The 11300-nt window shown below is 62.4% G+C and carries 10 protein-coding genes; 4 read left to right on the plus strand and 6 right to left on the minus strand.

What is annotated here, in order from left to right; all coding sequences use genetic code 11:
- The first annotated feature begins 96 nt into the window (after positions 1 to 96).
- The 3 genes from BLU88_RS11970 to BLU88_RS11980 all read left to right on the plus strand — a co-directional run bounded on the left by BLU88_RS11970 (position 97) and on the right by BLU88_RS11980 (position 3008).
- A complete protein-coding gene (locus tag BLU88_RS11970; protein WP_092014144.1) occupies positions 97 to 369 on the plus strand; it encodes a hypothetical protein in 273 nt (90 codons plus the stop codon).
- A gap of 233 nt (positions 370 to 602) precedes the next feature.
- Positions 603 to 1007, plus strand: coding sequence for a hypothetical protein (locus BLU88_RS11975; RefSeq protein WP_092014147.1), 405 nt, complete (start codon positions 603 to 605; stop codon positions 1005 to 1007).
- Between the two features lie 636 nt (positions 1008 to 1643).
- Positions 1644 to 3008 (plus strand): hypothetical protein, encoded by a 1365-nt coding sequence (locus tag BLU88_RS11980; RefSeq protein ID WP_231939384.1) that lies wholly within the window; start codon positions 1644 to 1646, stop codon positions 3006 to 3008.
- A gap of 494 nt (positions 3009 to 3502) precedes the next feature.
- Here the strand turns inward: BLU88_RS11980 and BLU88_RS11985 are convergent, their stop codons facing one another.
- The 5 genes from BLU88_RS11985 to yczR are packed head-to-tail and all read right to left on the minus strand — an operon-like array spanning position 3503 to position 8977.
- Positions 3503 to 4078 (minus strand): methylated-DNA--[protein]-cysteine S-methyltransferase, encoded by a 576-nt coding sequence (locus tag BLU88_RS11985; protein ID WP_231939385.1) that lies wholly within the window; start codon positions 4076 to 4078, stop codon positions 3503 to 3505.
- Between the two features lie 57 nt (positions 4079 to 4135).
- A complete protein-coding gene (locus BLU88_RS11990) occupies positions 4136 to 5593 on the minus strand; it encodes an AlkA N-terminal domain-containing protein (RefSeq protein ID WP_092014153.1) in 1458 nt (485 codons plus the stop codon).
- 32 nt (positions 5594 to 5625) lie between these two features.
- Positions 5626 to 6651, minus strand: a complete 1026-nt coding sequence (locus tag BLU88_RS11995; protein WP_157689085.1) for an arsenic resistance protein — start codon at positions 6649 to 6651, stop codon at positions 5626 to 5628.
- Positions 6652 to 6665: 14 nt separating this feature from the next.
- Positions 6666 to 7445: a YggS family pyridoxal phosphate-dependent enzyme gene (locus BLU88_RS12000; protein WP_092014160.1), complete on the minus strand. Its 780-nt coding sequence runs from the start codon at positions 7443 to 7445 to the stop codon at positions 6666 to 6668.
- Between the two features lie 41 nt (positions 7446 to 7486).
- Positions 7487 to 8977, minus strand: a complete 1491-nt coding sequence (gene yczR, locus BLU88_RS12005; RefSeq protein WP_092014163.1) for a MocR-like transcription factor YczR — start codon at positions 8975 to 8977, stop codon at positions 7487 to 7489.
- Positions 8978 to 9094: 117 nt separating this feature from the next.
- Here yczR and yczE point away from each other — a divergent pair, with 117 nt between their 5' ends.
- A complete protein-coding gene (gene yczE / locus BLU88_RS12010; protein ID WP_231939386.1) occupies positions 9095 to 9781 on the plus strand; it encodes a membrane protein YczE in 687 nt (228 codons plus the stop codon).
- Between the two features lie 59 nt (positions 9782 to 9840).
- Here the strand turns inward: yczE and BLU88_RS12015 are convergent, their stop codons facing one another.
- Positions 9841 to 11214, minus strand: a complete 1374-nt coding sequence (locus BLU88_RS12015) for a pyridoxal phosphate-dependent decarboxylase family protein (RefSeq protein ID WP_092014168.1) — start codon at positions 11212 to 11214, stop codon at positions 9841 to 9843.
- Between the last annotated feature and the right edge of the window lie 86 nt (positions 11215 to 11300).

The following is an 11300-nucleotide window of genomic DNA, read 5'->3' on the forward strand; positions in this document are numbered from 1 at the left end:
CCTCGCCCTCGGTGCGTTCCGACATGCACTGCCGTCTCCCCCGTCGTTGAAGATGAGCGCACCTGGGATGGCCCCAGGGCGCCGGAGAGGACAGTCATGACCGATGTTCGCAGCGACATCGCCGCTCTCTGCACCATTGCCGAGACCGCCAAAGTGCATGGATCACCGGAGGCCGTCGATACAGCCCTGGACGTTCTGCCCACCCTGCTGACCGGCATCGCCGCTGTTCTCGACGCACACCAGCCTGTCCTGCGCGTCTTCCATCCCGTCGCCGGCCACCAACCGCTGCGAACACTGCCTCGGCGGCCTCGAAGGCGAGGGATGGCGAACCGAAGCGGGAGCGCTTTTAGGTTGGTCATGTTAATCTGAATCTCGCCCCGGGATAGTGATGCACTGTGGGGATGCCCCTCCGGTCTCAACGCCATGCGGATCACCGAGGCGAACGGGAATCCATTGCCAGATGGGACCGCCCAATGTCGTGCCGATGCGAAGAAGAACGTGGCGACGGGAGGAGCATTGGCCGGTGCGGGTATTTCGTTAACGGTCGGATCGAGTGTCTTCCTCAGGCACCGTGCGCCCCGGAAGAGAGTGACGGTCGACATATGAGCAACCAAACGGTTTACCTACTGTTCGCCGAACAGACCTCTCCCTTCGACGATGAAGAATTGATCGACCCGTTGGTCGGCATTTTCACCGATGAGGCCGAGTGCCTGCGAATCCAGAAGGAGCAACCAAGATACAAGATCAGTTGGGAGGAACGTGACGTCGAGGATGCAGGTGAACACACGATCGAGCCCGGCGATACCGTTTACGCCTACCACTACATGGCAACCTACAGACCGACACCAGATGGTGGGGAAGCCATCGAGCTTCTGAGCGACGCCCCAGTAGAAGATGTCTTCTTTCAGGAGGGGAACGCCCGGAAGAAGCTCGAGGTCGGCGATCTCCAGGTGATCACGGTCGGGGACTTTCGGCTGAAGGGTGATTTTCAGATTATCGAAGGCTGAAATACCTCACTAGGTCCAACACTGGTTGCTGAAGAGCGGGCAATGTACCAAGGACGGCAACCCCGACATATGCCAAGGCTAAGTGCACGAGGTCGCCGGGAAGGAACGGCCGGACCCGATCAGTAGTCGATCATCTGCTCGGCTCACCGGCATATCCGCTCGCCGGACCTCCACTTAATTGTCCCCAAGCCAGCTTGTCCAGTACGGCAGGAAGAATCGCCGAACTGCACCAATTGTGGCGAGCAGGCGAACCTGGAAGCGGGCTTTTCCGTCAGTCGCGGGATCGTCGGATAGCAAGGTCGGTGTCGCAGCGAGCATGGCCGAACGCCCGGACGCAGACATCCAACGCCTCGATCAACAGCCGTCATTGCGCAACGGTCTGACGGCTCGACAAGTGCTTCGGATTCTAAAATCCACCATCACAGAAATGAATGCACTTTGATTATTCAAACAAACAACTATGCTTGCTTTTGCTAAATGAACGCTGAAAGAAGCCTTCATTTCAGGTGAATTCCTTGAGGTCGGTCATTAGTGAACCGCTGATCAGCCAATTCTCAGGTTACTATGGCGTCACTTCAGCCTTTGAGCGCTCGCGACGCTGCTCGGGACCGTTTCAAACCGGAAGATCGTACAGCGTTGACTAAGACGCACGAGAACAATCAAAAAGGGAATTGCATGAAGGCAAGATCATCATTTCTGCGAAGCGCCGGCACAGGTCTAACCGCTATTGCAGCGGCAGTCTTGCTGATTACTCTGGCAACGCCTGCATCGGCAGGAACTGTCACAGACGAGTATCCGGAGACTCCGGCGCTCAACCCCAAGTTGCCGAATGTCAAGACGACTCACAAGTCGGATCACATCAAGGCGAACATCCTCAACCCTCATCCAGTCTGCAATGCCTCTGAGGACCATCGCACGACCGTCTATAAGGTCACAGATCGGTTCCTGCCGGTCGGAACAATCTCGACGACGAACAACACCAACAAGTCCATTCCGCTGACCCAGAACACTTCAAAGTCTCAGTCGATCTCTCTGGAAGTCAACGGCAGCCAGACTTCGACCACTTCGGTCAACGGAAACGGATCAGGCAGCAAGGACGGACTCAGCGGAACCTTCGGTATCGCTTGGTCGCTGGCTAAAACCATCGGAGGATCCGCCTCGTACACCTTCAGCTGGGACGTGGGCCAGACAATCGGCCCCTACGACGTTCCTGCCGGACACACAGGCGATGGCACCTATGGATTCCGAGCCATCAACATGACTGGGACCCAGCAGTTCTGCAAAGCCGACGGAACCTGGTCGAACCCGACCGCATGGCGAGCGTTCTCCCCCATCAAGAACGAGGTGCGCGTCAAGATCTATGACGACCCTGCAGACTCAGATCAGTCGGGCAAGCCCGGAGCAGATCAGGGGGCTCCTGAAGTCACTGAGAAAGAGAACCCGAAACCCACTGAAAACACTATCGATTCCAACAGCGAGCCGACTGGGGGCACGGCCGGAACCAAGCCGACCGAGCCGGTCAAACACGATCTCGCACCTAAGATCACCGTCTCTGACGCCAAGGCTCCGGGCTATGCCGGGCTGGCGGCACTGAGGGTTGAGAATGTCGGAACCGATCGCTACTTCAGCGAGGATCCCTCCGTATCGTTTCGTGTAGACGTCAAAACAGAGAAGGGCCCCGAAGACGTTGACCGCCTCATCACTCCAGGATGGTTCAATGGCGCCTACACCCGGGATCTCGGTTTTGACGAGAAGAAGTCCACCCGCTCATTCCTTGTCACGCTGTCGAACCCGATCAAAAAGGGCGAAACCCAATTGGTTGCAAATCTCGACTTTGGTGACGGAAACACATCCGAGGGCCGGTTGCAGAATTCTATCGTCGTTTCCCAGGTCAAACGTCTCGACGATGACACGTCAACTTACAACGATCAGAATGTCTCCTCAAAAGACATCGCAGTCAACGACGCAGGGAAACCAGCGAAGGCCGGAGGTCTATTCTGAGCCCAGGCTTTCAGGCCGAGATCGGCCGGTGCTGACCGCCTAGGCACCGGTCGGCAATGTGCACCGCCTGTCGTCCCGCTGACAACGGACGACCGGCGGTCATGTCCCCTGGCTCTATGAGCTCGGACAGCCACCGGTATGCGACGTGCCCGTCGTCGCTGCCGCATTCATCGCGGAGTCCTCGGCCACGAGCGTGCCGCCTTCGTGTCAGTGGCATTGGTCCAGGGGCATTGGTCGACGTTTTCGAGCCGACTCACTGTCAACTACGGCGCGTGTTCAGGGTTTCGACGTCGTGTGACCCATGCGCGGATCAGCAGAATGTTGACGGCGACAAGTGCCATTGCAGTGAGTCATCGGCATCAATTGCCTCCATTCTTGATCAGCCCGCGAATCCGCAGTTGGGAAGTTTTCCAACAAGCCTCCTGCCCCTGATTGCTACCTGACGGCGGCCCAGCTACCTCGCGCGAGGTAGCTGGGCCGCCGTCAGGTAGCAATCAGGGGGATTCTAGGGTGAGTAAGGCGCGCTTCTTCTCTTCTCCCCATGCGTAGCCGGTCATGGATCCGTCCGCGCCGATGACTCGGTGGCAGGGCACGATGATGCTGATGGGGTTCTTCCCGTTGGCGGCGCCCACGGCACGTGCCGCACCTGGCCGTCCCAGCATCTCTGCCAATTCTCCATAGCCTGCGGTACTGCCATACGGGATCCGAGTCAACGCCTGCCACACGGAGCGTTGGAAATCGGTTCCCTTCGCTGCCAATGGCAGATCGAATTGGGTGCGCTCACGTGCGAAGTACTCCCCCAGCTGTGCCTCCGTGCGTTGGAAGATCTCCAGATCATCTTCCGGAGTCGCTTCCACACCGAACGCTCTGTCGCCTCGAGCATCGATTCCCTCGGAGACCTCCAGGTAGAGACCTGTGAGGTGGATCCCGTCGGAGGTGAGCAGGATCGGCCCCAGTTCCGTGTCGAAGATCGTCGTATACACCGGCGCCGAGGCGGCTGGAAGGTCGATCATCGTGTTGAGCTCCGGTTCGGCGTCGTATTGGGTCATAGTCGTGGTCGACGTGGTCATGTCTGCATGTCCTTCGTGTATATGAGTCATCGGTGGTCCGATTCGTTTGCGTGATGGCTAGGTTTCTACACTGCGAGCGTGGTGGGCCCACAGGAGGTGCGTGAGATAGGAGCGCCAGGGGCCGCAGTTCATTGCGATCTCCTTCCAGTCACCGGCGACTGCTGAGGTCTCGTCGAGGTCGGCGAGAGCTTTCTTCACGCCGAGGTCGGAATCCATGAAGATGTCGGGATCGCCGAGGGCACGCATGCGAATGTAGCCGTTGCTCCATGGACCGATTCCGGGCAATGCCAGCAGATTCCGGCTCGCCTCCTCGCGGTCGCTGCCGGCTCCGAGATCCACACTGCCGTCGGCCAAAGCGACCGTCAGTGCCTGAATGGTCCGAATCCGGCTCGCCGGCAGAGCCCAGTCGGATGCGGGGACCGCGGCGATCGCCTCGGCGGTGGGAAAGACCATGTCGACTCGGTCGAGGCGCAACTCCTTCGGCAGCGATTCTCCGGCACGTGCGACGAGGCGTTCCAAATGAGTTCGGGCTGCGGCCAAAGAGATCTGCTGCCCAAGGACGGTCCTCAACGCAAGTTCGACGGGGTCGCTGTGGCCCGGCGATCGGATTCCCGGATAAGCGTCGACCAGACGACCCAGGCTCGCGGACCTCAGGGTCTCGGAGATCGCCTCTGGGTCGGCATCGAGATCGAGGAGGCGCCGCACCCGAGCGACCGCGCTCCCGAGATCGCGGGTATCGGCCAACCGGAGGCGACAGTCCACGAAATCCCCCGTCCCTTGTCTCACTGTGATCACGGCAGGCCCGTGAGCCAGCCGCATCGACCGGGTATATGCGCCGTCCGTGACCTCTTCGATTCCGGTCACGGCTCTCACCGCGAGATACTCGAGCAGATGGGCGAAGTCGAACGGGGGACGATAGGCCAGCCTGAGAACGAGTTCGTCGGCCACCGAAGGCTCGGCACCTGCCCCGCGCAGCTGCCGGGGGCTGATTGAATACATCGTGCGGAAGGTGTCGTTGAACTGACGGATGCTGGAGAAGCCTGCGGCGTGGGCGATGTCGCTCATCGACATGGAGGTGGCCTCGATGAGCGTCCGGGCAGTCCGGACCCGTTCCGTGCGTGCCAGTGCCAGAGGTCCGGCACCGAGTTCGGCATGAATGAGGCGCCCGAGCTGACGAGTGCTGTAGCCGAGTTCAGCGGCGAGGGTGTCGACTCCCCCACGGTCGACGGCACCGTCGCGGATGAGACGCATGGCTCGGGCCACGACGTCTCCGCGAGTATCCCATTGCGGCGAATTCGGACTGGCGTCCGGGCGGCACCGTCGGCAGGCCCGGAATCCGGCGTCTGCCGCGGCAGCGGCGGTCACGAAGAAGTCCACGTTCTCCCGCCGCGGCGTCTTCGCCGGGCAGGACGGGCGGCAGAAGATCCCGGTCGTGCGCACTGCGGTGAAGAACATTCCGTCGAAGCGGCGGTCGCGGGAGGTGACTGCCTGATAGCACTGGTCGGACGTGATCATAGTTCCATTGTCCGCCCGGAGACGAGCGATTACTAGCGGTTTTCGGACACGGCAATATCGGGTACCAGACGAGGCAGGACGCGGACGAGGATGATCAGCACTAGCAGCTCGATGAGAGTCTGTGTCACGACGCCGGCCGGACCGGCCCCCTCACCGGTGATCGCACGCACGATCGGAAGCATGACCAGGGAATTGCACGTGACACCAGACAGAATCACCGCACGCGATCGCCGCGAGCCGAGGCGGGCCACTCGGGTGACGAACCATCCGCTCCCGGTCATGATGATGGCAAAGACAGTGAAGACGATGGCTACGGTCACCAACTGTCCCGCAGACCCGGCGATCAGCGGAGCGACAGAGGCGGTGATGACGAGCAGGGTCAAGGCCATTACCGGATCCATCAGGCGTGTCGTCGCGGCGAGGGGCCGCTCAAGCCTCGGCGTTCGGCGGGCAAAAAGGCGAACGACGACAGCGGCGGTGAGCGGAATGATGATGAACAGCAGCAGTGCGCCGACCAGCGGGCGAAAAGGCAGATCGACGATCAGCCGACCTCCGGTGACCGCCCACAGCATCACCGGAAGCAACAGCAGCTGGGCGATCATCAGCACGGGGGTGAGCATCAGCAGCCGATCTGCGGCACCCCCGGCTGCGCGTGTGAATGCGATGACATAGTCGATGCAGGGACACAGCAGCACGATGAGCACTGCAGGCAGCAGCGGATCAGCGATGTCGAAGACGGCGATGAGTCCGGCCACGACCAGTGGGACGACGATGAAGTTCAAAACTGCCGTCACTGTGAGAAAGCGAAGATCACGAACCGCCTGCAGTCCCGCGTCGAAGGGGATCTCGAGGAACGTGAGGAAGAGCAGAGCGATGAGGCACGGCGTCAGGGCGGGTTCAGCCAGAGGCGCCAAACCGGTGACACCGGCACCAAGGATGATACCGAGGACAGCGCCGCCGAACCACCAGAACGTCTGTACCGAGGAGCTGCGGACGGCATCCGAATTCATCTGCGACGAGGACTTGTCAGGTCCGAACTCCGGACGAGGAGTAGGCACGACGAAGCGTCCGATCAGTCGGCCTCGGGCCAGTAGTGGGAATCCGGCAGCGCCCGTTTGCCGAAGATCGCCTGACCGACGCGCACGCAGTCGGCTCCTTCTTCGATGGCCACCTCGAAGTCACCGGACATGCCCATCGACAGACGACCCGGGCCGAGGAGGTCAGGATCGGTCTCGTGAACCTGGTCACGCAGACTCCGCAGCAGCTGGAAGCAGGGACGGACGCGATCGATATCCGAGGAGAAGATGGCTAAGGTCATCAGCCCCTGGACCTTGAGTGAGTCGAACGACCGCACATCTTTGAGGAAGCCGAAAAGCTCTTCCGGGGGCATACCGAATTTGGAGTCCTCGGAGGACGTGTTGACCTGAACATACACATCGAGGCTCCGTCCTTCCGCTTGGAGGCGGCGGTCGAGGGCTCGAGCAACCTTGATTCTGTCGAGCGCCTGGAATTCGCCGGCGAACTTCGCCACATCTTTGGCCTTGTTCGACTGGAGGTGGCCGATCACTGCCCAATCGATGTCGAGGTCGACCATCTCCTCGGATTTGCGGTGAGCTTCCTGTACCTTGTTCTCGCCCAACTTGGCGCAGCCGGCGGCAACGGCCAAGCGGATGCGCTCCTGGGGAACGGTCTTGCTCACGGGCAGCAGTTCGATCTCAATCCGGTCCCGGCCGACACGCTCGCCGGCAGCGGCGATCCGGCGTTCCACATCGGCGATATTGTTTCGGAACTCCTCAACGGTCGTTGCCGTCGAATATTGCTCATCGTGGCTGAGTCCGGTGTCGTCTCCCATATTTTCATCGTACTCAGGTTCTCTGCCCGTGCACGCGGTGTTCACGCCACGATGCGAGCCCGGCTGGTCGGTCCCCTCCCGCTCATCGCTTTGGCTTCCTCCCAGGCAGCGGCCAATCGCGGCCCGACCTGTTCCATTTCGGTCTCTGTGACCGTGTAGGGCAGGCGGATCCACCGATCGAGTCCACCGGCCGGGGCGAAGTTCGGCCCGGCGACGAGGCGAAGGCCGTGGTTCCTGGCAGCGATCGAGAGCACCCCGGACCGAGCCTCCGGCAGTTCGGCCCACAGCGCCATGCCACCTGAGGGGACGATGAGCTTCCACTCGGGCAACCATGACCTCACCTGCGCGGCCAGCAGGTCTCGCGCAGCTCTGAGCCGCGAGCGGCAGTCGGCGACCACGGCATCGTGGTTGTCCATGAGTTCGACCGTGACGAGCTGTTCGAGAACCGGTGCTCCCAGATCGAGCCCGAGCCGGGAGGACGCGAAATGGTCCACCCTGTGGCGGGGAATGCGCATCCACCCGATACGCAGCCCACCCCAATAGACCTTGCTCACACTGCCCACTGTCACAGAGTCAGAAATCAGCGCGGACATCGGAGTGGGCATTCTGCCTTCCTCCAGCCCCAGTTCGACGAGGGATTCGTCGAAGACGGGGACGACTCTGTGCCGAAGCAGCACCTCCGCCAGATCGCGCCGCTGGGTTTCGGGCAGGAGAGCACCAGTCGGATTGTGGAAGTCGGGGATGAGATAGGCGCTTCGCGGACGCATCTGCCCCATGAGCTGTTCCATGGCCTCGATGTCCCAATGATGGCCCTGGAGTCCGTACTCGAGCGGGTAGGTTACGAGGGTCGCGCCCGCGCCTTCGAGCGTGGCGATCGCATTCGGGTAGGTGGGGCTTTCGATGAACACTCGCGATGTCGGCCTGGCCCCGCCGGGGTGCTCAGCCTCGGACGGGTCGACGTCGAGGAGGGCGCGGACGGCGATGGCCGCACCGCCGAGGGCGCCGGAGGTGATGAGGATCTGGTCGGGGTCGGTCGGTGCGCCTCGCTGGCTGTAGCGGTCGGCGATGATCTCGCGCAGCACCGGCAGCCCGGACGGATAGTATCCGGTGCCGGGGAGGTAGGCGCCCAAATGCGACAGTGCCCGGTCATAGGCGCCGAGGATGTCCGGAGCCGCAACCGGTGCGGTGCAGGTGAGGTCGATCTCCGTCTCATCACCGCCGGCAGGTGAGAGCAGGTGGTCGATGCGGCCGCCGGGGACGCTGGGCAGCTGCACGACGCTGCCGGAGCCGCGGCGCGTGAGGATGAACTCCTGTTCCCGCAGCTGGGCGTAGGCACGTCCTGTCGTCGTCCGTGACAGACCGATCGCGGCTGCGAGTTCGCGTTCACTCGGCAGTCGTGCTCCGACCGGAAGCCGACCGTCCGTGATCGCAGCGGCTACTGCTGCGGCCAGGGATTCGAAAGCCGGCGCCTTCCATGGACCGTCTCCGATGATGCCGACGAGTCGTTTGGCGCCCAGGATCGGTGAACTCATAATTCGGACCTCATGGGACCACTTTCCTCCAAGTGGCTATTTCACGCAAGACCAATTTGGGTCAAGATGGTCGTGTCCCTTTGATCACGCCCCACAGAAAGCCACCGGATGACGAAGATGAGAGCACCGAAGCGTCAGCTGGCCAATGCCGGTCCCATCGAACAGCTGCGCGGCGGACGGCTGTGGCGGCGCCTCCCCCAGCTGTTTCTGGGTCTCTACCTCTTCGGTGCCTCGATGGCGATGATGGTCAACGCCGGTTTGGGCATGACGCCGTGGGATGTCCTCCACTCGGGCATCCAGAACCATGTGCCACTGACTTTCGGCACCATCATCACCATTCTGGCGTTCCTCGTGCTGCTGATCTGGATCCCGCTGCGCCAGCAGCCTGGCATCGGCACGATCCTCAACGCCCTCCTCGTCGGGCCGTCGCTCGACCTCACGCGCCTGTTCCTGCCCCGACCCGATGAACTCGGGTGGAACATCGCGCTCATGGTCACGGGCGTCGTCCTCAACGGGGCCGCCTCGGCGATGTACATCGGTTCCCAATTCGGGCCGGGCCCGCGCGATGGGCTGATGACGGGACTCTCCCGAGTCACCGGGCGCTCGATCCGGCTCGTGCGCACACTCATCGAGGTCACGGTCGTCGCGGTGGGCTGGCTGCTCGGCGGAGTCGTCGGCGTCGGCACGGTCCTCTACGCTCTGGGGATCGGTCCGATCACCCAGGCGCTGCTTCCCGCTTTCACCGTCGACCTCCTTCCCCGGTCGAAACCGACCACCACCGCCGAGGATGCGCCCGAGGACTGAGCGACCGTCACCTCCGCGTGGCTCGCGGAAGAGGGCCAACCCCACGGAGACCGCTGCCCTTACTCCATCGAATCGAGGATGTCAGTGAGATCGTCGAACGTGGTCAGCGGATTGACGATCGCGAACCTGGCATTCGGCCGCCCCTTATGCGAACTCGGCACGACGAACGCCCGCTGGTCCTCGAGGAGTCGATCCGACCACGCATCGTAGTCCGATCGCTGCCAGCCGTCGCGTTCGAACACGACGATGGAGAGTTCTGGTTCGCGCACGAGCCGCAGATGCTCCCGGTGCTTGATCTCCGTGGCGATCTCACGTGCCAGATCGATCGATTGGCCGATCGCCTCCCGATAGGTTTCCGCGCCGTAGCTGGCCAGCGAATACCACAGCGGCAGACCACGCGGGCGCCGTGTGAGCTGGATGGCGAAGTCCGAAGGGCTCCAGTCCTGAGCGTCGGTGAGCGTGTCGAGGTATTCGGCCTTCTGCGTGTGCGCGCGCCGTCCCGAAGTCGGGTCGCGGTAGATGAGCGCACAGGCGTCGAAGGGAGCGAAGAGCCATTTGTGGGGATCGACGATGAGCGAATCGGCTTTCTCCACCCCGACGAACTTGTGACGTGCCTGAGGTGAGAGCATCGCGGCCAGACCATAGGCGCCGTCGATGTGGAGCCAGAAGTCGAATTCGTCCTTGAGAGCGGCGATGCCGGCGATGTCGTCGATGGTGCCGAAGTTCGTGGTCCCCGAGGTGGCCACCACCGCGATCACGGCATCCCCGTGTTCGTCCAGAGCCTCGCGCACTCCGTCGGGGCGTAGGATCCCGTCCTCGCCGGTGGCCACTGGAGCGATGTCGACGTCCATGACTTCGGCCGCAGAGGCGACCGACGAGTGGGCTTCGGCACTGCACACGATCACCCAGCGTCCCGGCCGGGTCTCCCCGAGCTTCTCCTTCTGAGCATTGCGGGCGGCGACGAGAGCAGAGAGGTTGCCGATCGTGCCGCCTTGGACGAACACTCCCCCAGCGCCCGCGGGCAGCTCGAATTCTCCGGCCAGCCACCGCAGGACTTCGTTCTCGGCGTGGACGACTCCGGCGCCTTCGAGCCACGAACCGCCGTAGAGGGCACTGGCGGACACCACGAGGTCGAAGGCCACCGCTGCCTTCGTCGGAGCGCTGGGAATGAAAGACAGGTACTTCGGATGATCGGTGGAGATGCAGGCGGGGGCGAAGATGTGTTCGAAGATCGCCAGCGCCCGAGCAGACCCCAGCCCCTCCTCGGTGACGGTGGGTCCGGCCAATCGACGCAGCTCGGCTTCGGACGTCGGATGGTCGAGCGGAGTGTCCTCGGCCAAGGTCCGACGCCGCGAGTACTCGAGGACGAGGTTCACGAGGTTGCGGGTCTCGTCGGAGACGACGTGCATGCGGGAATGAAGACTGTCGGTCATGAATGCTCCTCGGCGCGGTCGATGGTGATGGGGATCGCCCACCGATAACGAGAGTAACCTCATAGGGCCGATTTGTGGTGGGTCGG

This window comes from Brevibacterium siliguriense (genome assembly GCF_900105315.1).
Lineage (GTDB): Bacteria > Actinomycetota > Actinomycetes > Actinomycetales > Brevibacteriaceae > Brevibacterium > Brevibacterium siliguriense.